The organism is Rhodocytophaga rosea, assembly GCF_010119975.1.
GTDB lineage: Bacteria > Bacteroidota > Bacteroidia > Cytophagales > 172606-1 > Rhodocytophaga > Rhodocytophaga rosea.
On sequence record NZ_CP048222.1, the window covers coordinates 8,945,553 to 8,970,579 of the forward strand.

23 protein-coding genes and 1 pseudogene are annotated in these 25,027 nt (G+C 43.1%); 6 read left to right on the forward strand and 18 right to left on the reverse strand.

The genetic code is table 11. The features are described from left to right. Positions 1-61 precede the first annotated feature (61 nt). The 15 genes from GXP67_RS36670 to GXP67_RS36735 all read right to left on the reverse strand — a co-directional run bounded on the left by GXP67_RS36670 (position 62) and on the right by GXP67_RS36735 (position 16,952). Positions 62-1,447, reverse strand: coding sequence for a Gfo/Idh/MocA family protein (locus GXP67_RS36670; RefSeq protein ID WP_232064826.1), 1,386 nt, complete (start codon positions 1,445-1,447; stop codon positions 62-64). A gap of 426 nt (positions 1,448-1,873) precedes the next feature. Next, the gene (locus GXP67_RS36675) at positions 1,874-4,882 is read right to left on the reverse strand and encodes a T9SS type A sorting domain-containing protein (RefSeq protein ID WP_162447718.1); all 3,009 of its coding nucleotides are present in this window, start codon (positions 4,880-4,882) and stop codon (positions 1,874-1,876) included. Between the two features lie 266 nt (positions 4,883-5,148). Next, complete coding sequence (locus GXP67_RS37945; protein ID WP_262890474.1) at positions 5,149-5,271, reverse strand: hypothetical protein; 123 nt, start codon at positions 5,269-5,271, stop codon at positions 5,149-5,151. A 36-nt stretch (positions 5,272-5,307) separates the two neighbouring features. Continuing rightward, on the reverse strand, positions 5,308-5,766 hold the full coding sequence (locus GXP67_RS36680; RefSeq protein ID WP_162447719.1) for a hypothetical protein: 459 nt from the start codon (positions 5,764-5,766) through the stop codon (positions 5,308-5,310). Positions 5,767-6,082: 316 nt separating this feature from the next. Beyond that, positions 6,083-8,854 carry a tetratricopeptide repeat protein gene (locus GXP67_RS36685; protein ID WP_162447720.1) on the reverse strand — a complete coding sequence of 924 codons (2,772 nt, stop codon included), beginning with the start codon at positions 8,852-8,854 and terminating at the stop codon, positions 6,083-6,085. A gap of 664 nt (positions 8,855-9,518) precedes the next feature. Beyond that, positions 9,519-9,668, reverse strand: coding sequence for a hypothetical protein (locus GXP67_RS36690; RefSeq protein ID WP_162447721.1), 150 nt, complete (start codon positions 9,666-9,668; stop codon positions 9,519-9,521). A 1-nt stretch (position 9,669) separates the two neighbouring features. Then, positions 9,670-10,080: a transposase gene (locus GXP67_RS36695; RefSeq protein WP_162447722.1), complete on the reverse strand. Its 411-nt coding sequence runs from the start codon at positions 10,078-10,080 to the stop codon at positions 9,670-9,672. Then, the gene (locus GXP67_RS36700) at positions 10,007-10,558 is read right to left on the reverse strand and encodes a helix-turn-helix domain-containing protein (RefSeq protein ID WP_162447723.1); all 552 of its coding nucleotides are present in this window, start codon (positions 10,556-10,558) and stop codon (positions 10,007-10,009) included. The genes GXP67_RS36695 and GXP67_RS36700 overlap by 74 nt, the downstream gene beginning before the upstream one ends. Before the next feature lie 171 nt (positions 10,559-10,729). Further along, complete coding sequence (locus tag GXP67_RS36705; protein ID WP_162447724.1) at positions 10,730-11,977, reverse strand: RNA polymerase sigma factor; 1,248 nt, start codon at positions 11,975-11,977, stop codon at positions 10,730-10,732. A gap of 50 nt (positions 11,978-12,027) precedes the next feature. Further along, positions 12,028-12,384, reverse strand: a complete 357-nt coding sequence (locus GXP67_RS36710) for a YciI family protein (RefSeq protein ID WP_162447725.1) — start codon at positions 12,382-12,384, stop codon at positions 12,028-12,030. Between the two features lie 27 nt (positions 12,385-12,411). Next, the gene (locus GXP67_RS36715) at positions 12,412-12,864 is read right to left on the reverse strand and encodes a carboxymuconolactone decarboxylase family protein (protein WP_162447726.1); all 453 of its coding nucleotides are present in this window, start codon (positions 12,862-12,864) and stop codon (positions 12,412-12,414) included. 297 nt (positions 12,865-13,161) lie between these two features. Continuing rightward, positions 13,162-14,293, reverse strand: a protein-coding gene (locus GXP67_RS36720) for an IS3 family transposase (protein ID WP_232064550.1) whose coding sequence is annotated in 2 segments (ribosomal slippage) — positions 13,162-14,020 and positions 14,019-14,293 — 1,134 coding nt in all. Because the reading frame shifts where the segments join, the coding sequence is not laid out codon by codon here. Between the two features lie 430 nt (positions 14,294-14,723). After that, positions 14,724-15,401 (reverse strand): IS630 family transposase, encoded by a 678-nt coding sequence (locus tag GXP67_RS36725; RefSeq protein WP_162447727.1) that lies wholly within the window; start codon positions 15,399-15,401, stop codon positions 14,724-14,726. 5 nt (positions 15,402-15,406) lie between these two features. Next, positions 15,407-15,850: a helix-turn-helix domain-containing protein gene (locus tag GXP67_RS36730; protein WP_162443629.1), complete on the reverse strand. Its 444-nt coding sequence runs from the start codon at positions 15,848-15,850 to the stop codon at positions 15,407-15,409. A gap of 94 nt (positions 15,851-15,944) precedes the next feature. Next, positions 15,945-16,952 carry a carboxylesterase family protein gene (locus GXP67_RS36735; protein WP_162447728.1) on the reverse strand — a complete coding sequence of 336 codons (1,008 nt, stop codon included), beginning with the start codon at positions 16,950-16,952 and terminating at the stop codon, positions 15,945-15,947. Between the two features lie 639 nt (positions 16,953-17,591). On the opposite strand from GXP67_RS36735, the gene GXP67_RS38485 reads away from it, so the two are divergent. The 6 genes from GXP67_RS38485 (at position 17,592) to GXP67_RS36765 (ending at position 21,144) form a co-directional block, all read left to right on the forward strand. Then, positions 17,592-18,008 carry a transposase gene (locus GXP67_RS38485; RefSeq protein WP_162441319.1) on the forward strand — a complete coding sequence of 139 codons (417 nt, stop codon included), beginning with the start codon at positions 17,592-17,594 and terminating at the stop codon, positions 18,006-18,008. After that, positions 17,966-18,523, forward strand: a complete 558-nt coding sequence (locus GXP67_RS36745) for a hypothetical protein (protein WP_162441320.1) — start codon at positions 17,966-17,968, stop codon at positions 18,521-18,523. The genes GXP67_RS38485 and GXP67_RS36745 overlap by 43 nt, the downstream gene beginning before the upstream one ends. A 157-nt stretch (positions 18,524-18,680) precedes the next feature. After that, positions 18,681-19,115, forward strand: coding sequence for a transposase (locus tag GXP67_RS36750; RefSeq protein WP_162447729.1), 435 nt, complete (start codon positions 18,681-18,683; stop codon positions 19,113-19,115). A 282-nt stretch (positions 19,116-19,397) separates the two neighbouring features. Beyond that, a complete protein-coding gene (locus GXP67_RS36755; RefSeq protein WP_162447730.1) occupies positions 19,398-20,090 on the forward strand; it encodes a helix-turn-helix transcriptional regulator in 693 nt (230 codons plus the stop codon). A 75-nt stretch (positions 20,091-20,165) separates the two neighbouring features. After that, positions 20,166-20,558, forward strand: coding sequence for a RidA family protein (locus GXP67_RS36760; RefSeq protein WP_162447731.1), 393 nt, complete (start codon positions 20,166-20,168; stop codon positions 20,556-20,558). A gap of 1 nt (position 20,559) precedes the next feature. Then, positions 20,560-21,144, forward strand: coding sequence for a YdeI/OmpD-associated family protein (locus GXP67_RS36765; protein ID WP_162447732.1), 585 nt, complete (start codon positions 20,560-20,562; stop codon positions 21,142-21,144). Between the two features lie 243 nt (positions 21,145-21,387). On the opposite strand, the gene rlmF is transcribed toward GXP67_RS36765, so the two are convergent. The 3 genes and pseudogenes from rlmF to GXP67_RS36780 all read right to left on the reverse strand — a co-directional run bounded on the left by rlmF (position 21,388) and on the right by GXP67_RS36780 (position 24,872). Next, complete coding sequence (gene rlmF, locus GXP67_RS36770; RefSeq protein WP_162447733.1) at positions 21,388-22,353, reverse strand: 23S rRNA (adenine(1618)-N(6))-methyltransferase RlmF; 966 nt, start codon at positions 22,351-22,353, stop codon at positions 21,388-21,390. 396 nt (positions 22,354-22,749) lie between these two features. Continuing rightward, a pseudogene (locus tag GXP67_RS36775) lies at positions 22,750-23,942 on the reverse strand (IS481 family transposase). 111 nt (positions 23,943-24,053) lie between these two features. Then, positions 24,054-24,872 carry an Rpn family recombination-promoting nuclease/putative transposase gene (locus GXP67_RS36780; protein WP_162447734.1) on the reverse strand — a complete coding sequence of 273 codons (819 nt, stop codon included), beginning with the start codon at positions 24,870-24,872 and terminating at the stop codon, positions 24,054-24,056. Positions 24,873-25,027: the final 155 nt, after the last annotated feature.

The following is a 25,027-nucleotide window of genomic DNA, read 5'->3' on the forward strand; positions in this document are numbered from 1 at the left end:
GAAGTTATATAAATGCCATTTTCTAAAATTGGGGTTGATTCAGGTTAGCACATAATCTGATTTAAAATCTGCCTACCTGCCATCCTTTGCGGTAACTACGATTGAGGTATTGATTAGCTTGGGCATCATTTGGAAATTTCATTTTATCACTATCCCATTCTAAAACTTTGCCCGGTACTCTGAGCGCCACTGTTCCTAACAGAATAGCTTCTGTCATCGGTCCGGATTGGGCAAAGTGTGATTCGGTTTTCTCCCCGCCCAAACAGGCCTCTACAAAGTGATGATAATGATTGCGCTCTGAAAGCTCCGCAAGTTTGTAATCCTTGAATTTATTCTCCGGTAACAGTACCGGCATACCTCCATGTGGGATGAGCAGGGCTCCTTCTGTGCCTATCAGCATGGCAGATTCGGCCGGGTATTCTTTGCCTGAAAAGAGCTCTTGTATCTGTTGGGGCGGGTAAAACGCCCCATCAAACCATTCCAGAGTCAATTCGGTGGCTTCTGTAAGTTCATTCCCTGGAAACACCCAAGTGATATGGTCTCCTTGCGGCCAGGTATCCCCTCTGCGTTCTGGGGAATCCTGCCAGGCTTGCTGCACCTGGGCTACCACTGTTTTAGGTGCTTTCAAGCCAAGGCCTTTCCAGACAGCATCAAATATATGACAGCCAATATCGCCAGACCATCCTGTTCCAAAGTCTTGCCATGCCCGCCACTTGACCGGATGATAAATCTCAGGGCTATAGGGGCGCATGGGAGCTGTGCCAATCCATAGATCCCAGTTCAGATGAGCAGGTGGGGTTTGTCCCCCAGCCGGACGAGGTCCTACCAGCCGATAGTTCTCGATAGCAGCCGGACGGTTGGAGCAAAGATAGGCATGCTTGACTTTCCCTATGGCTCCCCCTTTAATCCATTGAACGGCGGTTCGGTCCCCCTTGCCTGAGGCAATCTGTGTTCCTAGTTGAGTAATCACTCCGGCCTTGACGGCTGCCTGAGTCAGGGCTCGAACTTCAGCCACATCATGACACATAGGCTTTTGGCAATACACGTGCTTTCCCTCTCCAATGGCCCGGTAAGCGATGGCAAAGTGATTATGATCCGGTACAGTTACGTTTACAGAGTCAATTCTTTTTCCTTCTTTTTGAAGCAATTCACGCCAATCCGTATAGGTACGTGCATTAGGAAGAACCTCGGCCGCCTTTTTTAAGTGGGTAGCATCCACATCACAAATGGCTACAATCTCCACATTGGAATGCTGCTTGAATTGTTGTAGGTCGTGCCAACCCATTCCTCCCACGCCGATGCAGGCATGATTGAGTTTTCTGTTTTGTGCGGCAACACTTGCCGTAGAATCAAGAAGCAGAGGAGAGGTAATGGCAGCCGTGGTGAGGGTAGATAAAAATTTCCTGCGGGATAGAGTGTAAGTTTGTGCTTTCATCAAGGGAGTCATATCAGGTGATTAGATCATACTTTGCAGAGAGACTCTTCCCTATACAAAGTGGATGATCAATGAAATACTTAATGATAGTAAATTTGTAGGTAAATGAAAAGTTATGAATAGGTTTTAGATCATATTTCAAAGTTAAAAATCATCCCATTTCGAGTAACCGAGTGTTTAGATTAAGGTGCATCTATTCAGATCTGTGTTTGCTCTCACCAATGTCAACTCCTACTTTAAAACCTAAGTGGTTATTTCTGCTTCTAATTCTACTACTCCCAAATTAGCTACTGAAGCAGGAACCACATTGTACTCTACAGTAATCAAGAAGTGTAATTAATTTAACCACCCCATTTTGAGAATGGTGCGATTGCTTCATGCTTTTAAGTTTGAGTGGTCCGATCGATTACTGATTCCATCCGATCAGACTGCCGAAGTTCATCGCTGTAGCAAAAGCTTAACCTGACTTACCCCCTTATTCGTCTTTAGTCGAGCTACGTACAAACCCGTCGGCAATTGAGCGGCCACCAGTTGAAAAACGTACTCCTCCTCTGCCACGGCTTCGCCTTCGTAGAGGGTGGCAACCACTCCTCCCTGCAGGTCATATAGTTGCAAGCTAACCGACTGACTTTCTTGAAGGCGAAAACGCAGGGTGACACCTTCGGTAAAGGGATTGGGAGATGCTTGCAGGGAAAGCGAGGGATCTTCCTGGGAGATAAGGTCGGCATTTTCCTGGATGCGGGCCGTATTTTCCATTACCACTGGGCCGGGTTCGGCCACCGACTTGAGCACCCAGTAATCGGCAATACCCCGGTTTGTTTCGCTTTTATCTCCCCCAATTCCAGATAAAGATAAGCCAGCCAGTAGGTAACCCCCATCATTGGTAGGTACTACTGTTCTTAAGTAATCATCTGCACTACCCCCAAATCGCTTGTCGCTCACGCTCATAAAATTTCCCGGCAGATGTATCGTGAATCTGACCATCCAATAATCCTTCCCGCCCCGGCTGGGACGAGTCCGGTTGCCGCTCACCCCGGAGTTTGAAATACCGCCCAACGCATAGTCCCCATTTCTAAGAATAGCTACTGAGGTAGCCTGATCATCGCCACTTCCCCCGAAACGTTTGTCCCATTGCTTAGTGCCATTGTTGCTGATTCTCACTACCCAGTAATCCTGTCCGCCCTGACTAGCCTGGCTCTTGTCGCCACCGATGCCGGAAGCAGAACTACCGGCCAATAGGTATTCACCATTACCTGTTGCAAGTGCACTGAACAACTGTTCTGAACCACTGCCCCCAAAACGTTTGTCCCACTGCTTGGTGCCACTGCTATTGATTTTCACTACCCAGAAATCATTTCCTCCCCGGCTGTCTTGCGTCTTATCGCCACTGATCCCGGAACTGGATGAACCGGCCAGCAAGTAGCCGCCATCTGCACTTTGAAGGACGGCGTAAGCAGTTTCTAAGCCACTGCCCCCAAAACGTTTGTCCCACTGCTTTGCTCCACTGCTACTGATTTTCACCAACCAATAGTCACTTCCTCCCCGACTGTCCTGCGTCTTATCGCCACTGACCCCGGAACTGGATGAACCGGCCAGCAAATATCCCCCGTCCGTGGTTTGAATAGCAGAGTTAAGGACCTCTCTGCCACTGCCCCCAAAGCGTTTATCCCATTGCTTGGTGCCACTGCTGTTTATTTTCACTACCCAGTAATCACTGTCGCCCCGGCTGGCTTCGCTCTTATCACTGCTAACCTCTAAACCGGAGTAAGAATAACCAGCCAGCAGGTAGCCCCCGTCTGTGGTCTGGATAGCTGATTCCAGGTATTCATATCCGCTGCCTCCAAAACGTTTGTCCCATTGCTTAATACCGCTGCTGTTGATCTTTACCACCCAGTAATCCGCATTGCCCCGGCTGTCTTGCGTGCGGTCACCGCTGAGACCTGATTCGGATTGACCAGCCAGCAGGTAGCCTCCGTCGGTGGTTTGAAGGGCCTCTCTCAATGCATCGTCCCTATCACCACCAAAACGTTTGTTCCACACGATGCTGGCATCCGGCGGATAGGTTTTCATTAACCAATAGTCAAAGTTGCCCCGGCTGCTTTGTGTCTTTTCGCCGCTTACCGGGGAATCGGAATAACCCGCCAGCAGATAGCCTCCATCCGTGGCCTGTGTTACCGAGCTGGCAACGTCTGATCCGCTTCCACCAAAACCTTTATCCCACTGTTTGGCGCCACTCTCGTTGATCTTCACCATCCAGTAATCGAATCCACCCCGGCTGGCTTCTGTTTTGTCACCACCGATTCCGGAGGAGGAATAACCAGCCAGCAGATAGCCGCCATCTGTTGTTTGGATTATCTTCATAAGCACATCCGGGAGATTGCCGCCATAGCGTTTATCCCACTGTTTGCTGCCTGAACTGTTTATTTTTACCAGCCAGAAGTCGTTGGCACCCAGATTGGATGTACTTTTATCTCCACTCATTCCAGAGGAGGAATAACCAGCCAGCAGATAGCCGCCATCCCCCGTCCGGACTACCGAAGTAAGAAAATCAAGCTGATCTCCTCCAAAACTTCGGTCCCACTGCTTAGTGCCGCTGCTATTGATTTTCACTACCCAATAATCCCCATTACCCCGGTTATTTTGACTCTTATCGCTGCTCATATCAGACCTGGAGAATCCAGCCAGCAGATACCCGCCATCGCTGGCCGGCACCAAGGCTTTAAGTTCATCACTGTCGCTGCCTCCAAAAGAGGTTGTCCACTGCTGCTGCCCGCTGGATGTAATTTTGATGATGGAGTAATCATATTGCCGACCAGTACCCCTGTCTGCAGTGCCCCCAAGCACGTAGCCCAGGTCACTGGTCGGGATGATGGAAGTAAGCAAATCTGATCGGCTGCTGCCATAGGTTCGGTCCCATAGTTTGGCACCATTCGCATCAATCTTCACAATCCAGAAGTCTTCAGAACCGATGTTGGCACTGGACTTATCCCCACCACTACCGGAACTGGAAATACCGCCGAGGAGGTAACCCCCATCACTGGCAGCAATGACAACTGAGAGATATTCATTATTGCTCCCTCCAAAACGTTTGTCCCACTGCTTGGTACCGTTGCCGGATATTTTCACTACCCAGTAATCGCTGCCACCCCGGCTGCCATCGGTCTTGTCCCCTCCACTGCCTGAATCAGAAGTACCAGCCAGAAGATAACCGCCATCAGCCGTTTTTATTGAAATAGGCGATGCTTCTCTGAGGGTACCCCCAAAACGATAGTCCCATTCCCGGTCAGGTGATGCCTGCGCGAATACCGAGACGGCGAATAGGCACAGCATGAAGGCAACCAGCACCCATTGCCGGACAATAGAGAAGGGATTCGTGAAACATGGGCTAGAAGTATGCCGGGAATCCAGCACGGGTGGATTGTCAAGGGAGGTAGAGGTGGTTGTCATGGCTAAAAGTGAGTTAAGGGTGAAAAGAAATCGAACCTGTACAGTCGGTATTGCATTCCGAATGGCAGCTGGCAGCGTCAGTAAAGATAAGTGAGCGGCTTTGAGGGACTGAACGCTGTTGTTTCAAAGACAAACGTTCTTGTTGCAAGCCTGCATTTTCTTCAGAATACTGGAGAGCCAACCGAGCATCACTTGGCTGCAAACCCATTAAGGAGGTGCAAGGGCAATATCGATGCCGTTGAGCCAAACGCTTCCCCAACTCCAGGTTAAGTGTTGTCTGGGATAGGATGATTCCAGGCATCATGGAGATTTTCTTTCGGAAAATGCTCCTTTGGCGAGCGGGAAGTAACAATGGGTTGGTAAACGATCGGGTTGAGGACAGTAAGCATTGAGGAGGGAAGCCGGTATTTCCTGCCCCAATCAACTTATCGGTTCGCTGCGGTGGCTGGCGGTGTGCTGAATGCCGATAGCTGCTGCCCTTCGACTGGTTTGAGAGACGGTCTTGATTGAGCCTTTCCGATAGTTTTGGGAAGGGGCTTAACAAGCTGTCTGGGCTTGTTATACGGTAGTACTGGTACTAATTCACACTTGCCAGTTGCGTCGCAATAATAATCCTTACAATTTAGGGTCATCTCCTTATCCTCGCACTCTTTACAGCTAGTAAAACCTGCCACAACAAGTTCACATTCTCGGTACAATTTTTTGTCAGGATCATAATTGGGAGCTTGTGCGTAAGCAGAACATCCAGTTAACAGAATTGTAGATAGACTCATTAATAAAGCGAATGCACTGATGAAAAAGATACCTTGCATAGCTTTACTTTTTGTAGTCTCTTGTTGATTAGAAATCAAAGGGCTTTTTTTAACTTTTACAAAATAGTACATAAAATTAAGTATTATAAAGATAATGGCCTACTCTGTTAAGGGTTTTCGGCATGGCCCGTGAATGGCTTGCAGATGCTTACTGGTCACAGGATAAAAGTAGGGGAATGCTTTGTAGGAAATGAATGCTGTTGTTTCAAAAGCAAACGTTCTTGTTGCAAGCCGGCATTTCTTCAGAAGATGGGAGAGTCAACCGGGTATTCCCTGGGTTGCAAGCCCATCAGAGCGTAGTAAAGGCTGTGTTTCCCAACCGCCGATAGTGAGAAAGGGGGAGTCAATAAGCATCGGCATTGGCCAATTCCTGCGGCCAAAAAGCGTATTATGTTCGACCAAGGAGAGAGGCAGGGTACTCACTTGGATTGACGCCATACATCTTGCGAAAAATGCCGGCAAAATACGATACATTGGTAAAGCCTACCTGATACATTACTTCCGAGACATTGCCGTAGCCCTGCTCCAGCAGAGAGGCCGCCCGCTTGAGACGAATGGTGCGGATAAACTCGTTGGCTGACTGGTCGGTGAGGGCTTTCAACTTGCGGTGCAGTTGTACCCGGCTCAAGGCAATTTTCTCCGCCAGGATCTCTACCGTAAAGGCATCGTCGGAGAGATGTTTTTCAATGATGGATAGGGCCTTGATGAGAAACGTTTCGTCGGCGGAGGTGATGGCAATGTCTCGGGGTTGTAATTGCATTTGACGGCTGAACCGCTGTCGCAACTGTTTTCGCTGCTTAAGCAGGTTGTTCACGCGTACCTTCAACTCTCGCAGGCTAAAGGGCTTGGCCAGGTAATCGTCGGCTCCGGTTTCCAGACCGGCCAGTTTACTCTCTTCAGAAGCCTTTGCCGTGAGCATAATCACCGGAATGTGACTGGTACGTTCGTCGGTTTTCAGTTGCAGGCAAAGTTCAATCCCATCCATGTGGGGCATCATCCGATCGGTAATGATTAGGTCAGGAATGTGTTCTCTGCCCAGGTCCAATCCCTCTACACCGTTTGACGCCTCCAGCACCCGAAAGCCTTCCTGGAAGCTCTCCCTCAGAAATTCTCTTACTTCCATATTGTCTTCCACCAGCAAAAGCAGGGGTAAGGACTTTTTCTGTATAGATTGGTATGTGGCCGGTAACTTACCATCCCTCATTGGTTTCGGGTGATTAATGTGTAAGGGTTCATCCCCCCTTTCTGCCGGGCTACTGACTTCAGCATGGCAATCGGTCAAGGGTAAACGTACGGTAAATTGAGTACCCACACCAATTTCACTCTTCACTTGGATGTGTCCTTGGTGCAATTCCACCAATTCCTTCACCAAGGCCAGCCCAATGCCAGTTCCTACTCCCCACTCTTGCAGGGTATCTACCTGGAAAAACCGATCAAAAATGTATGGGAGCTGGTCGGTGGCTATTCCGATGCCTGTATCTTCCACTCTGATTGTGAGTACTGGATTAGCTTCCAGGCTATCCGCTTCACCTGCCAACGTCAACGATACGCTCACCTGGCCATTTTCCGGGGTGAATTTGAAGGCATTAGAAAGCAGGTTGCTCAGGATTTTATCCAGTACGTCCGGATCGAAACGGGCAAGAATACGCCCATAGGCTGAGCGGAAAAGCACCTCGATATTTTTACTTTCGGCCAGTGATGAAAAAGAAAAGGTGATAAATTTGATCTGCTTTTGAATGTCTCCCACCACCGGATGAAAGGTCATCGAACCGGCTTCCAGTTTAGAAAAGTCCAGCAATTGGTTGATCAGTTGTAGCAAGCGCCGGGCATTTGATTGCATCAGATGGAGATCTTTGAAATCGGGGTGATCACCCTTAAGACCTGCTAGTTTCTTTTCCAAGGGACCTAAAATCAGTGTTAGCGGCGTGCGAAGTTCATGGGAGATGTTGGTGAAGAAACGGGTTTTCAGCCGGTCCGCCTTTTCGGCCTCATTTTTCACCTGCTGTACCCGATGGCTGATTTGCAAATGATGGATTTGCTGGCTTACTTCCTCATTGTTCACCTCTTTTAGCAGGATATTGTACTGCTCCAGGTGAAAGAAGGCTTCCTGATAATTGCCTTCCTTCTTTAGAGCTTTAGAGAGGGCCAGGTGGATTTTGTACATCAGGTCTTTTGCCTGAACTGCTTCGCCCAACCGGAGGGCCTGGTGCAGAAAAGGCAATCCATGTGCTGCCTCCTCATAGCCATCAGCCAGAAACAACAATACTTCTGCCTGTCCTTTCTTATCGCCGATCCCTGCCCGGATTCGAAGGCTTTGGTTGCAGTAATCCAGCGAATTAGTATTATCACTCAATTTAAGATAAGTCTTCCCCAGATTGAACAGGGTGTTGCCTTGTCCTTTTTGATCGCCGATGGTTTTGGAAAGTTGTAATCCCTGGAAACTAAACTGTAATGCCTGCCCATAATCGCCCAACCGGTAATAGATGGTTCCGATGTTGTCCAGGCAGCCGGCCTGTCCCCACTGATCGCCGATGATTTGCCAGATGGATAGACCCTGGTGGTAGTACTGAAGGGCTTCCCGATAATCTCCTGTTTCAAAATAGACGATACCAATGTTGTTGAGTAAGTAAGCTTTTGGCATCAGGGCGCCAATTTCCCTGGCAATAGATAAGCCGAACAGGAAATACTTGAGGGCATTGTTATAATCTCCCAGGTAGCGGTAGGTTACCCCCATATGGTAGTAAGCAAGTGATTCTCCTTCCCGGTAAGGGATGCTTTGCCTTAAATCTAAACTTTTGAACAGGAAATTCAATGAAGCCGCATACTCTCCCAGGCTCCGTTGAATAATGCCGAAGTATTCATATATGTCCGACTGGCCGGCAAGGTGATGGAGTTGAATAAATAGTTGGAGCGCCTCCTGCAAGATAACCAGGGCTTGCTGGTAGTTTGCCCGCCGAATATGGCAGAATCCCAGCGTACGCAGTCCTTCTGCCAGGCCTTGTTGATAGTGGATGTCTGTTGCCAGGTCAACCGCCTGCTGGCTGAGAAAGAAAGACTGGTTGCTGTCGGTTACTCGAATGTCCCAGGCTGCCTGGTTCAAGGCATCAATTTTTTCCTTTTTTCCTTGGCCTGCATGACCGGCGGTAGTTGAATAGGGCATGAATAAAATTCCTCAATAACAAGCCTTCAGTGGAAGGGAGAATCAATTCGGCAATCATCTATTATACTTGGAATGAGAATCAAACGATTCCTGAAAGATATCCCAGGCTGATATAGAAGCGAACTCAATGTGGTATGGTAAACCAATTCAATATAAAGAAAATGGAGGGATTCATGTGAGTTCTTATGATAAAACTTTAAGATTCTTCAGAGAGGGGGTGACTATCTAATCAAGATTCTTTTGGATGGGAGTTTCAGCATGAGGTCCTACCAATATATTAGATAGGCATAAGTAAAGCCAAAGCGGTCTGGCTGTTGCACAACTATTGCTTTTGATTTTGGCTTATGAATAGTAAATTCAGGGATGGTAGGCAAACGAAAAATTACCCAAAGTTGCCTTTCACAGGCAGTAGAAGACTATATTCCAAAGGATAATCTGTACCGGCGCTTAAAGCCGTTGTTAGATTTAAACTTTCTTTATGATATAGTCAAACCTTATTATGGTAAGTGTGGGCAGAAATCAGCAGATCCGGTGGTATTTTTCAAACTATAACTGATCGCCCATTTTGAAAACCTGTGTTCCGAGCGGGCTCTTATCAAAAAGAGTCAGTTGAGGCTAGACATCCTGTACTTTCTGGATTATAATCTAAGTACAAGCAATTATATTATGACGGCTGAGCGCCAATAATAGATAAAACTTTATCCGGCATAGCATTATAGCGTTCAAAGAAGTTAATCGTTGCTTTCATTAATTCCGTTACCGAAACAAACCACTCACAGTGCGTGACTTCCCGCCGGAAATGACGCCAGAGCATTTCAATCGGATTCAGCCAGGGACTGTAGGTAGAGTAACACTAACCGACCGGCAGCAGCCCGCAGAACTTCTTCTACTTTACCCCCACTATGTGTGTCGGTATTGTCCCAAGCTATATACACCCTTTGTCGGGGATGCTTCTCCAATAAGTCTTCCAAAAGCTTGGCTATTTGTTCACGTTTCTTTCGTTTTTCCACTCTTAGCACTGTTTGACCACTATGATAATTTACTGCGCCAAGGCCATAATGCTTCTTAGGTTGACCGGGCGTGGGAATCATCACTTGCTGGCCTACCGGACTCCACATCGCTTTGAGTGTAGGATGCCAGGTAACATTAAATTCATCGGCATAGTAAAATACAGCCGCCATTTCTAAATTTTCTCTCTTGTACGCAATCTCCTTTTTTTTCTTCATAGTCTACTTCCGGACTGCTAATCTTATGTTGGGGTCTGGATAAGACGATACCGCCAGCCTTCAAATGTTGGCGTAGGGCTTCACCACTGATACGAATGCCGGTTTTTTCTGCCATATAATCCACTAATCTGTCCAGTGTCCACAGAGAAAAAGACAAATCTAATGTCCTTGGTCTGCGTCGCACACTGCTAAGGAGTGCTATTTTGTAAGCTTCTGTCACTTTGCCAGGACTATCACTTTTAGGAGCATCATAAAGTTCCCCAATACCTTCTGCCTGATACCGCTTCAGCCATCGCTGTACGGTTCGCTCACCTTCCCGTACAATCTGAGCTATTTGAGGGGCTGTCAAACCTTGTTCGGCTGAAAGTAAAATCATCTGTGCCCGTGTGCGCATATGCGGTAGTTTTGTACTACTATATAGTTCGTCTAACTCTTTCAGGGCTACTTCCAGTAATTTCTCTATCTTTATCGCTTGCATTCTAGAAACATAGAGAAATATTGCTATCCGTCAAATCTTCCTTGCTTGTACTTAGAGAAATTGAAAACTTCTATTTTGTAAACGTTTTGATTCTCTAATTTATAGATTTATCTCTCAATGGTTAGTAATAGCTTGTTAGGTTCGCAACTGTTACAGGCAGAGTGAGGCTGATTAAGTACTGTTCTCCTTTGCCTTCAACCTATCCATGTTTTTAGTAATGATTGCTTTGTCTGCGTTTGAATGTGCTAGCTGGTAAGCACTTTCAAAACGCTCTAATGCTTTGGTATCATCAATGCCTGTATAAAGATTACCCAGTAAAGAATAGTAAAAATGGTTGCCATACAGGTTTAGTTTCTCCGCTTCCAGGATGGCTTGCTGTTTTCCACCCGTTTTGGCTAGGGCAAAAGTACGGTTTAAGGCCGCAATGGGCGAATATTCCAGAATCAACAGCTGATTATAAAGTTGCAAAATACTATCCCACTTTTCAAGGCTGTCTTCCTTTTGTGTATGCCAATAGGCAATACCTGCTTCCAGATGGTATTTTGACAGTATATTCCCTGTGGCAGCACACCTTAAAAAGTAGGTTCCTTGCTCAATCAGTTCTTGACTCCAAAGCGTTTCATCCTGCTCCTCATATAAGATGATTTCACCATTCTGGTCTGTTCTGGCTTCAAAGCGTGAGGAATGAAAACACATTAAGGCCAATAAAGCGTTTACAGCCGGAGTATTTGTGGTTGGGTTATCTCTCAACAGATAAGTCAGCCGTATAGCTTCTGCACAAAGGTCTTTGCGAAGTACCGTATTTTGAGACGTAGAATAATAGCCTTCAGAAAATAATAAGTATAACGTTGTTAAAACAATCTCTAAGCGGTTGTTGATCTGAGAGAGAGTAGGCTGTTCAATTTTTATGTTTTCTTCTTTAAGTTTATCTTTAGCCCGCTTTAGCCTTTTGTAAATCACTTCTTTATTGGTTAAAAAAGCGTCTGCAATTTCCTGTATGCCAAACCCACAAAGCAAATTCAAGGCAAGGGCAATTTGAGATTCATTCGATAGACACGGATCACAAACTGTAAAAATCATAGCCAGCTGGCTGTCAGCAATATTTTTGGTAGACAGATCTATTTCAAGTTCAGCTGCTTTGGGCGAACTATATTTTATGTCTGCTGACAGCTTTTGTTCAAAAAATGCATGTCGCTTTAAATGGTTTTTAGTTTTATTCTTAGCCACTGTGTAAAGCCAGGCGGTCGGATTTTCGGGTACGCCCTTTATGCTCCACAACTCGGTGGCAGCCAGAAAAGTATCACTTACAATATCTTCGGCAATTTCAATATGTTCAATGCCAAATAAATAACAAAGTACCGACACTATTTTCCGGTGCTCTGTTCTGAATAAATGTGGCAACAATTCTCTTTCTTCCATATTTTCAATAAAAATGCCTTTGTATGTTTACAAAGGCATTTTTTTACTTCTCAGGGATGATCCTCAACTGAAACTGCTTTTCTTACTTCTACATTTCCACCCAATTTTAATATAGGGCAGCCCTGGGCAATTTCTACAGCTTCATCATAATCAGCCGCTTTTATGATAATGAGCCCTCCGATTGATTCCTTGATTTCAGCATAAGGCCCGTTGATCACATGTTTATCTGATTTTACCACCTTGCCATCAATGTCCCAGCGTTGCAGAGGCCTGGCCAGTTTGTTTTGAGCGGCAATTCCGCCAAACCAGTTTTGCCACTCTTTAATAGAATCCTGCATTTGTTGGGGAGAAAGCTGTGCTTCTTTACCCTTAAAATCCCTACGGAAAATTAATAAGAAATCGTTCATGTAGCTTTTGATTTAAATTGATCGATGTTAACCGAATTGACCGACCCTATATGTTCCCGGCGTGTTAGCAAAGGCGAGGTTCATGCGGTTCCATGTGTTTATAGTAGTAATAGCTAGGGTCAGATCAATTAATTCCTCATCGGAAAATTGTTTTTTGGTTTGATTGTATACCGCATCTGGTACCTCGCAATGAGTCAAGGCTTCTGCCCAGGCTAGTGCCGCTCTTTCACGGTCAGTATAATAAGGAGCTTCCTGCCAGGCACTCAAACCATACAACCGTTGTTCAGTTTCGCCTTTGGCACGTAAATCTTTTGAGTGCATATCCAGGCAATAGGCACAACCATTGATTTGAGATACCCTGAAATAAACCAACTCCAGAAGGTTTACTTCAACTGGTGACTTTTTCAAATAGCCACCAATGCCATACAGGGTTTTTAACGCGTTTTGTCCTTTGTCGTGGATGCTAATTCTTTGTTCCATTGTGTAAAATTTTAATTGTTACACCCTAGTGACAATTCAATTCTCAATATTGGACAAATTGGTAAAAATATTTTATCAATTTATTCCCTCCATGCCAACTACCTAATATGACTCATGTAAAAGATAAACAAGGTTCAAGTTTTTCGTACAGCATCCAATAGGTTTAATGAATGAGTAAATAAGCAAATGAGCAAAAAGAATAAAATGTAACATACGCCCTGTTAACAAATGGCTTATTGAGGTGTACCCTGATGTTCGGACAGCAATCGGTGAGAAATAAGATGGATAAGTTTCTCACTATATTTGCACTTTTCCTGTGTTGGTCTGAAAATATACCTGAGCAGGAGTAAGGTAATCTAACGACTGATGTGGCCGCTGATAGTTATAGCGGGTAAAGTATTGATCGATACCCGACCAAAGTTCCTTTCCATTAATGGGAGCACATAAATATACGTATTCATATTTAACATTGCGCCACAATCGTTCAATAAAAACATTATCTAAAGCTCTACCTCTGCCATCCATAGAAATACGAATGTCTCTAGTTGATAACTTATCAGTAAAAGCCGTAGCTGTAAACTGCGATCCCTGATCTGAGTTGAAAATCTGTGGCTTTCCGTATTGAAAAGAGCTTTCTAATGCATCCAGACAAAAATCTACTTCTAATGAGTTGCTTAACTGCCAGGCTAATACAAACCTAGAGTACCAATCCATGACGGCTACTAAATACATGAATCCTTTGGCCATTGGGATATAAGTGATATCTGTACTCCATACCTGATTGACTTGCTTTATTTTTACTCCTCTCAACAGGTAGGGATAAATTTTATGTGTCGGATTTGCTTTACTCAAGTTTGGCTTAGGATAAACTGCTTCTAACCCCATTGTCCTAAGCAATCTGGAAACTCTCTTATGATTTACCTGATAACCTTTCTGTCCTAGAAACCACTGCATTCGCCGAATGCCATAATAGGGAGTGTCCATGTACTGTTCGTCTAACAGACGCATTAGCAATAGGTTTTCCTCACTTTCTTCGCAAGGTCGGTAATAATATCCCGAACGATGTAAGCCCAGCAGTTCACACTGCCTTGCGATACTGAGACCGGAATGGGTCGGATCTATTAGCAATCGTTTCTGAGAATTATCCCACACCTGATTTTTTTTTAAGCCAGTCAAGTTCTACCTGTAACTGGCCAATCTGCTGGTATAGTCGGTCTAACAATGATTGCTGATTTTCTTTTTTCCCTTTGGTTTCTTCTTTAAAGACTTCCATCCCCTCTTGCAAAAGTTGCTTTTTCCAAAGACCTATTTGGGTAGAATGTACTCCGAACTTTGCTGTCAGCTCACTTATCGTTTGTCTTTCTTTAACAGCCTCTAAAGCTACTTTGAACTTAAACTCGGCTGAGTAGCGCTTGCGTTTGTTTTCCATTAGTTGTATTTTTCAAATAGTTAAGTTATTAGTTTCCATCTTAACTATCTGTCCCATTTTTGGGGTACACTATATATTATCAGGCCCCTACTTTTTACACAATTATATGGAAGAAAATATTAACAATTCAGAGTTTCAAGATAGGTTAAGTTAATTTCCCCTTTTCATTAACTGTCAAATCGATCCTACTTCACTATCAACTCTACTATTATTTTTTCTATGTAGCTGTCCGAAAAATAGAAAACCTGAGATAAAGAGGTAAATCTAAAGATGCAGATTTATATAATCCTACATAGAAGACTATTGATCATGATTTGGGTTTTGGGTAGAGCACACTTATTAACATATTTCGACTGAATAGCTAGCTTTCTAAGATAGTACCTCGATTAGCAGCTTTGCAATTTTAAACTAGTGTTCTAGCAATTTAATTTCATGTATTAATTTTGCTAATTTCTATGTATCTGTTTTTTAGTTTTACACGAGCTTTCTCAGTTGTAAACGACCAGTTGACTTTTACCGCTTTTAGATTTCGATTCTTTTGCCAAATAAGAGCCTCGGATTCAAGTATTTCCTGATTTGCGATTCGTCTGTCTAAGCACTGGCGTGCAAGGGATGAAAATTCCATTTCTGCCATGTTTAACCACGAGCCGTGTTTAGGTGTAAAATGGAATTCCAGCTTATTTTTGAGTTGCCGGGCCTCTTCGAAGGGTAAATTTTCATAAAATGCCCCATAGGAATGGGTTTGATAATTATCCTGAACAAGTTTGATTTTAGTTTCAGTTGGATAATGTTCTTTGACCACCCACTGCATAAAGTGGCTATAATCAGCTTTAGTTTTTGTGGTGGTAACCTTTATATGCCGTTGCCCGGTATCCATATTGTAAGCCAGTAGCACATTACAAACGCCATTTCTTAGGTATTCCTGATGTTGTTTTTGTGTGCAATTAGCTTTAGCCGGAATGGGTGTCAACACATGGTCAATAAGTTGACAAGGACGTTCATCAAAGCATAAACGGACAATCCCTTCCTCTTGAGGTTGAGCGTACAAATCTAAAACATCTTCCATAGTGGCAACATATTCGCCATTGATGATACCAATGCACCACATTTGCTTTAACCAAGGCTTAAGCCTGCTTTTTTTAAAACTTGCCGGATGGATTCATTGGATATAGTTTCAACATAGTTAAGTTCAACCATTTTTTGGTTCAATAAGGATAAAGTCCAACGGGCAGAGCCGGCAGGCGACTCACTACAAGCCATACTGGTAATCTGTGCTTCCAAGCGTTGTGTAACGATAGGGGGTTGACCACTTCTGGGGCGTTCTTCCAAAGCATTAGATAGCCCTCCGGCAAAGTATCGCTTTTTAATGCGATAATAATGGTTACTGTCGATGCCTAATTCTGATTGAACTTCAATCCTTGATTTACCTGAATTCATTAATAATAAGGCTCTTGCACGAGTTATTTTGCGACTCTTGTGCGTTCCTTTTTTTATAATTGAGCTCAGTTCGGTTTTTTCTGATTCTGACAAACTTACTTTAGTAGCGATCCGTGCCATGAGAATAAAAAGTTTATCCTCAAAATTAATAACTAAAATTAAATTGCTAAAACACTAGTTGTATGCTTTATCACCTGATTAATAGGTAATATCTTTACTCACGTTTCTGGGTAAAGAGCCAATCCAGCACCCCTGGTGTATCTTCTGCTATTTTCCAGCCATGCCCTCCATCCGGGGATTCCGTATAGCGGGGATCTGCTCCTGCCTTTCGGAGAGATTCGATCACCTGCCTAGAACCGCTTACCGGAACATGTATGTCGTTTGCTCCATGGAAAGCCCATATAGCCACATCCTGCATGTTTTCTGCAAGAGCAGCATCCCCTGCGCCGGCCACAGGTATGGCGGCAGCAAACGTATGGGGATGTCTCCCAATGAAGGACCAGGTTCCATATCCGCCCAATGAATGGCCTGCTACATAAAGTCTGTTTTCATCAATGGAAAACTCCTTCTTGAGGGTAGTGATTGTCTCAAAAACCAAGGTATCTACGGTAGGTAAATTGGAAAACCCTCCCCATGAATAGTTAGGTGGACATTGAGGAACAAAAAGAAAGGCAGGATATTTCTCTCTGTTTTCCGGTTTGGATAGCATCCTAGCAAACAGATCTCCTTCAATATTCCTGTAATTGTCCCTACCCCAGCCTCCCGCTCCGTGCAGGCATACGACCATTGGATATTGCTTATCGGGAATATAATTGAGTGGTTTAAGCAGACGATACCGTAAGGTATCGCCTTGACTATTTATGAAGCTTCTATTTTCAAAGGGTTGGGCCAATGCTTTGGTACTCCCAGATATATGCGTCCTCCAATAACTTTGGGTTTCTAACTTGATGCCAAATACTATCAGCATCAGAAAGGCTATTAGTCCAAGCCCGCTTAGAAGCCCCGAAAATTTATAGGGACTTGATGAGTCAGCAGTTGATTGTGATTCCCTAAGTTGGGTATAAAAAAGCAAGATAAGGGGAGCAACCTCCAGGCTACTAGCGAGGGTAAGCCATTGACTTAATCGGATGATGGTACTACCGGGCAGTTGTGATTGAGAATACAAGCTCAGGATCATCAGATAGAGGGAGAATCCCACATTGATTAATTTGAAAATCCCCATTGTTTTTAAGTAGGGATTTTTTCCTGCTTTGGAAACTACAAGGCTGATGGCAAACAATAAACCAGCACCCAATTAAAAAATACCTGCAGGGACATAATAGGGCTGTATTCGTTTTAGCATTAACAGTAAGTGCACCCATGGATTTTGACAAAAACCTGCGAAAACAGTTATGGCTCCTGTTATAAATGCAAATTTATAAGCTTGATGGTAAAAATATCTTAGCATCAATAGGGAACCAATCAATGCCGTACCTATCAACACAAGTGACCAGTAGGCAAAAGAATGCAGGTAGGGCATTTCGAATCCAATCTGAAAAAAAATAATGCTCTGGAATAAAGCAGCGATGAGGTAGAGTGCGAGAAAAAAGAGGCCAAAGTAATAAAAGTCTCGATTCATATAGTAGTCTTTTTATTGCCGGCAAGATCACGTATATGCCAATATAGGAAGATATAGACTACCAATACTATATGTAGCCTATTTAGAAAGGTTTGCCACACTGGTCATCTCCTACTATTAAGTTGACAAAAAATAATAAAAAATTAGTTTCTCTTTTAACCCTGTAATGAAGTTTCAGCAAATGGGTGTGGCTGTTGCACATCCTTAACTTTTAATTTTGGCTTATGAAGTGTAAATTCATGAATGGTAGGCAAAAGAAAATTTATCAAGGATTGCCTTTCACAGGCCATAGAGGACTATGTTCCAAAAAATAATTTCTACCGACGTTTAAAGCCGTTGTTAGACTTGACCTTCTTACACAAAGCGGTAGCCCCTTATTATGGCAAGTGTGGGCAAAAGTCAATAGATCCAGTCGTATTTTTCAAGTTACAATTGGTGGCCCATTTTGAAAACTTGTGTTCCGAGCGGGCTCTTATCAAAAAGAGTCAAATGCGACTAGATATTCTTTATTTCCTAGATTATCGGCTTGGGGAGCGTTTACCTGGACCTGAAATAAGATTTCATCTTAGGTCCGTCACAGTACTTTATCCCGTACACGGAAGCGATTACCAAGTAGTGTGTTTGAAGCTTGTTTTCAGAGGATACTCTCTAAGTGTGTAGAAGCAGGGATAGTTAGTGGGCATACACAGGTAGTAGACGCTGCTTTTGTTGAGGCAAATGCCTCATTAGATACCTTTAAGCGAAAAGCTATACTAGCATGGCAGTTACTCAAGGGAGAGGCTAAACAAATTGACACTGCTGATCTTTCAGAGTTAAAACCTCCCTTCACTGCTATGGAGAAAATAGCAAAGCCTACAAAGAAAGGAAGAAACAACACGACTCATCAAAGTCTGACAGACAATGATGCACGTATCAATCAAAAGCCTGGTAAGCCCTCTCGCCTATATTATCTGTCTAGCATGGCTGTAGATTCCTATAAACATGTAATTACGCATATAGAGGCAAATTTGGCCGATGAACGTGATTCTAAACATCTACTACCTATTGTAGACAAGCTATCATATACACTAAATCACTACGGGCTACCGATCCAATATTTACTAGCCGATGGAGGCTTTGGCTCAGGCCAGAATGGACCTGCTACGTGCCTGAGCATCGGCTCCATGCTTCTTTAGAGGCACGCCATATTAAAGGCTTCATTTCTTTACCTGGTAGTTATCATCCCAATTGACCACGGAATCGGGTCAATGAAGAGAAGGATTTAGGTATGATGCTATAAAGAATGCCTATGTATGCCGCAATGAAAAACTGCTCTACTATCATGGTATTAGAATGGAAAATGGCTTTGCCACTCATTACTACCATGCCAGAGTAAAAGAATGTGGAGTGTGTGCTTTTAAAAAGCAATGTTGTGGCAATAAAAGGCGACAAAGCCTCACTTTCAGTGTCTATCGTCACTATCATCAGCGTATGCAGCAGCGCATAGAAAGCAAAGAAGGCAAGAGAATGAAAAGACGCAGAATGGCCACGGTAGAACCTGTTTTTGGCAGTTTACTTAACTATTATGGCATGAAAAGAAGCAATGCAAAAGGCAAACAAGCCGCTCACAAAATGATGCTTATGGCCGCTTGTGCCTATAATCTGCAAAAGCTAATTACTTGCTTTAACCATCCAAGAGCCAAAGCTCAAGTCCTCCCTCTTGGGCAAGAACTTGCCCTTTATTTTATCCTTCTGTACGTTGTGCAACAGCCACGGGTGTATTTTTAACTACAGATGTCTATGACAGGGAGTTGCCACTGTTTATATAAGGTCCCTGCGATTAGAGTTGGTTTTTCTTAACTTTCTCTGATAAGGCTTTTCTTCTGTCTCAGTGCCATAAGCAACAATACTGAAGTTTAGAAAGCCTATAGTATACCCTACTTGTAAAGAATCGAGCCTTCTAAAATAATCTTGCACCAATCCTTTATATTTGAGTATAGCAAGAATTATCTCTATACTAGTAGGCATACTACCACCAGCCATTGTGCAAACTTCCCTATTGGGCAACAAATGAACGACAATGACACAAATCGACTTTCCAGACTGACTGCAATTTTAACTCAATTGCAAACTAAACGCCTGATCACTGCCTCAACACTTGCAGACAAATTTAATGTTAGTGTAAGGACCATTTACCGAGATATAAGAGCATTAGAGCAATCAGGTGTTCCCATTATTACAGAAGAAGGAAAAGGCTATACATTAATAGAAGGTTACCATATTCCACCTGTTATGTTTTCGCAAAGTCAGGCAAATGCTTTAATCCTTGCCCAGCAGTTGGTATTAAAAAACAAAGACATTTCGTTTATAAAAGATTATAGCGAGGCAATCGACAAAATAAAAGCAGTGCTAAGACAATCGCAAAAGGACCAAGTCAATTTACTTGCCGACCGAACCCAATTTGAGCAGAATCTTAGCAGAGAAAGAAACAGCAATACTATTTCGCAATTTCAATATGCGTTGACCAACTTCTTTTTGACAAAAATTAATTACATAAACCAACAAAATGAAATATCATGCCGAACTATTGAGCCATTTGCAATCATTAGCACAACAGAAAATTGGCTACTGATTGCCTGGTGTCGAACACGTAGCGAGTTTAGATTTTTCCGCTTAGATAGAATTACAAAAATGGAAATACTTCCAGACAAGTTTGAACAACATAAAATGACCTTACAAGAACATTTTGATAAATATCATTAATTGATTTTGACCCCTGACATAAGGCTGTCACCATCTTGCTCCATCTTTGTATTGTTAATTTTAAATCAATAAAAAATGAAAAAGCAAACATTTGACCCTTGGGCCTGGGGTAAAAATACAAATTCGGTACAAGCAGTTGAAGTAAAAAACGTAAGTGGCACACTCTACTGTTCGGGGCAAGTAGCCTTGGATGCTAATGGAATCCCGAGTAATGACACGATGCGTTCGCAACTCATTTTAACTATCCAAAACTTAGAACACCTGATAAGCGTATCAGGCTATGCGTGTAAAAACATTGTAAGATTGAATGTATTCACCACCTCTACACAAGAATTTTTCACTACCTGTATGGATGTTTATCTACCTTTCATTCAACAGCACGGAATTAAGCAAGCAACTACCTTACTTGAAGTAAAAGGACTTTTTGCAACTTTAACCGTGGAGCTTGAAGCTACTGTTGTCAAATAACATGCAGAAAAAAGGAGTAGAAATATTTTATCCCTCAAGCCATACAGCTTGGCTGGATGCATGGTTAGAGACAAACCATGCATCCAGCCAAGCTGTATGGCTTGTTTATTATAATAAAAGGTCAGCTAAAAAATCTATCACTTGGAGCCAGGCCGTAGATGTAGCTCTATGCTTTGGGTGGATAGATAGCAAAAAAATAAAGATAGATCAGGAAACATCGCAGCAGTTTTTCAGCAAAAGAAAACCAAACAGCACCTGGTCAAAAATCAACAAAGGAAAAGTTGGACAACTCATTGAAAGAGGCCTGATGAGCGAAGCAGGTTACAAAAGCATTGAAATAGCCAAACTCAATGGTTCTTGGACTATTTTAGATGAAGTTGAGGACCTAGTAATACCCAAAGACCTTGATGCGAAATTTAAAGCTAAACCAAATTCAAAAGATTTTTTCCTGAGCCTGAGTAAATCAGTTAGAAAATCAATTTTGCAGTGGCTTAAATTTGCCAAACGAGAAGAGACCAGAGAGAAACGGGTCACCCAAATTGTAGAACTTGCGTTCCAAAAGCAAAAACCGAATCATTTGCAATAAGAAAGCACATACGCCTATCATAATATAACCAGTATTGAGGCGGGCATTGTAAGTCAGCTTATTTTTCAGAAGTGGCTTTAGATTGGTACGTTATATATACAGCCATCGAAGCTAAGTTACTCCAAAAGGGGAATTTTGGTAATTCATAAAAGCAGAAATGTCTACTTGTCATAGCTATAGTGAATCCTAACCTTATGAGTTAGTTACTGATTTTATCATTGATGAGGCAATTGAAAACCTGCCTTACCATCTGCCTTTCATCCATTGTCTTTGATTTTCTTGACTGAGAAAGGTCCAGGCAAGAATACGGCTTGTTTTATTGCCCTGCCTCATGGGAATAGTTTTTGTTTGAACCACTCCCTGCTTTTTAAGTGCTTGGTAAGCCCTGGGCAAAGTAGTTTGTTTGGAAACCAGGGTGGAAAACCACAAGCAGGATACAGCCCATCGTTTACTTTCACTGATCATATGGGTTATAAACTTTTCTTCTCCTCCCGGACACCATAGTTCATTAGGTTGACCGCCAAAGTTTAATATGGGTTTACTAACTTTTTTATGTTTTAAATTGGATAGTTTACGAACTGCTCCAGCCTGGGCTTCTGCTAAAGAAGCATGAAAAGGAGGGTTGCAGATCGTGATATCAAAGCGTTCCTCTTTCTGAATGATTCCTTGAAAAATTGCTTTAGGATTGGGTTGTATCCTACATGCAATATGCCCCTGTAAAGAAGGATTGCTTTCAATAATTTTGTTTGCTGATGCAATGGACACAGCATCGATGTCTGTCCCTACAAAGGACCAACCATATTCTGCATGGCCAATGATGGGATAAACACAATTAGCGCCTGTGCCAATGTCCAAACATTTGATTTTATTCCCCCTTGGTATTTGACCTTGAACATTGAAACTACCTAACAGATCAGCTATGTAGTGTATATAATCTGCTCTTGAGGGGATAGGCGGAGATAAATAATTTGCAGGGATATGCCAATAATCAATTTGGTAATAATGCTTTAATAGCGCTTTATTGAGTATTTGCACAGCTTGTGGATTAAAAAAATCAATGGATTCATCCCCGTAGAGGTTCAACTTTACATAGGAAGCTAACTGCGGGCAAGTCTCCATGAGCAGTTTAAAGTCATAGCGTGCCCGATGCTTGTTACGTAGATGTAAAGTGGATTTTTCCCTAGGATGTATTTTCTTTTGATCAACCATGTATAGAGTATAGCCCAATAGCTATAGTATTTTTTGAGTAGTATTTTCATCAGTAGAAATAGGAAAGGAGGGCATGATTGAATATGCATACCTGAAGGTTTCCTACACTGACAGTTATACCTACAACACTACTTAAGGTCAAAGTATTACGCTGCATCCGGTTTTCTTTCCTGGTTGGTTAAAATGTAGTAGCTACTATTTGATCTGACAGTGTAGAGATATCGGACAAAAATCGGATACTGTTCCGGACCCGGTCTTCTCCTGTCCAATGCAAAGATATGCCTTCAGTCAAAGTCAGTCAAGGGTAAACGGAGCCGATGCTCACAACATATACAGGTCCAAACGGCTCGTTCCTCGCCGCCCTTGCCTGATTTGCCTTCCGGCATCAAAGGGCATCTACCAGGAAAAGACCTCAGGTGCAGTCAAAGGAGCTTCCCCTAACATTTTAATTTTAGCTAGATGCAGGGAATCGACAAAAGTCTGATAAGGGGTTTTTCCAAAACAGTACCTGCCGGTATGGGGCCTTCGTTAGTTATACTCCACGAGCCATTCATCCAAATCTTGTTGCAATGCTTCCAGACTTCGATACACTTCTTTGCAGAAAGCAACTGCATAAAACTCATCTTGAATGGTTTTATGGAAGCGTTCACAAATCCCATTGGTTTGAGGGCTTCTAGCCTTAGTTTTACTATGGTCAATATCCTCAATAGCTAAATAGAGTTGATATTCATGATGTTCCCAGGCTCCGCAGTATTCTGCACCCCGATCCGTTAACACTCTCAATAGGGCAATATCATGTTGCTGATAGAATGGCAGCACCTTATCATTAAGCATATGGGCGGCGATTAATGCATTTTTGCGGTCATAGACTTTTACAAAGGCGGTTTTAGCATAGGTATCAATGAAAGTCTGCTGATAGATTCTACCTACCCCTTTGATGGTACCTACGTAGTAGGTATCCTGAGCCCCTATGTAGCCGGGATAGTAAGTTTCGATTTCACCATGGGCTTCCTTTTCCTGCTGAACCCCAGTGCTGACCCTGGTCTGCGGTCCGCTTTCTCCAAAGCTACCACCTGTGCTTCTGTTAGCAGAATGCCCTCTTGGGCAACTTTAGCTTCCAGGGCTTTTAGCCGCTTCTTGAATGTTTCCAGGTCGTGTCTGAGCCAAATACTTCTCACCCCACCTGGGGAAATAAACGGACCCGATGCTTAGGCACGTGGCAGGTCCGACCTTTCTTCTTTAGCTCATTACTGACTCTGAGTTGTCCATAGGCAGGTAGATCAATGGCCATCTCTACGACCGACCGCAGACCAGGCTCAGCATTGGGGTCGGCCTGCTCTACTTCTTGATTGACACGGTTAGCTAAGATAGGTTTACATCTACGATGGCAATCTTCGACTCTTGGCTTGATTGTGGCTTATTTCTTTTAGAGCTGATTCGCCACCTGTCTCATACAATTCTTTGAAGCGGTAAAAGCTATCTCTGGCATAGCCCATGATTTTACAGGCCTGACTTACATTGCCTAATTGCTTGGCTAGTTCTAATACGCCCAACTTGGGTTTAATACTCTTTTCTTGGGTACTCATCATTTAATCTGTTTACAACTCTCAGATCAAATCTTAACTATTACACTTAAAATAAAAAGGATTTATAGGCGAGTTGCTCGCCCTTATGAATCCATAGATAATATCTTTTAAAATTTACAACTGCTCAATTTGCTCTTTTGATAAGCCGGTTGTCTCTGCAATCACTTCTATATCTACGCCCTTTTGTTTCAGACGTCTGGCAATCTCTGTTTCTCTTTGAGAAGCTCCTATCTCAATGCCTTTTTCTATTCCCTCATCTATTCCTTCCTGTTTGCCTTCCTTACGGGCAGTTTCCAATACAATATAATTGTCGCGGTAGGTTTTTAAACTTTCTTCGTAGGTTCTCATATCTTCAGGGGTTAATTTAGCTATTTCTGCTTCTGAAAATAATTTTTCAAATACTTTTTCCTGCAACTTGGCAGGCCTTACCTGCAGTTTAGGCAAGTTCTTTAACACATACATCCATTTATCCAAATGGGTTACTAACTCAGCTTCACTTTTTCTAAATTTAGGCATTTCCAGGTAGATAAACGCTAGCTTGTCATAAAAGATCTCAAAGGTTTGATCATCCAGCAACTGGACTTCTCGCAAATACCGTTCCTTACTGCTCTTGTCAGGAAAGCTGAAGTTTAAGATGCCAATCGTATAGACAGCATTTAGATAATAATCCCAGTCTTTACCCTTTGGCGCTTGCTCTTGGATGGGAAAGGAAGCATAAAATATGCTGCGATCTTTGAAAAATTCCTGTTTTACATTCTGCAGTTCAATAATGAATTTTTCACCTTTCTCATTTTCGCAGTACAAGTCAAAGATTGCTTTTCTATCCCATTCTGTTTTACCCTGATTTTCTGTATTTAGGTATGTTAAATCAAGGATACGCTCCCGATCACCTAACACTTGATTGAGAAAATCTATGAGCAGATGCTTAATCAATGGTATGAACCCCGAGGCTCTGCCCCGAACCCTTGTTTCCGAGGCAGAGCCTCGGGGAATTAAACCACTAATGATTAAAATCAATCATGACATCAATCAAGAAAAAATTTGATATGTAAACCATTAATTTTATCTTTCACTTAGCAAGTATTTTG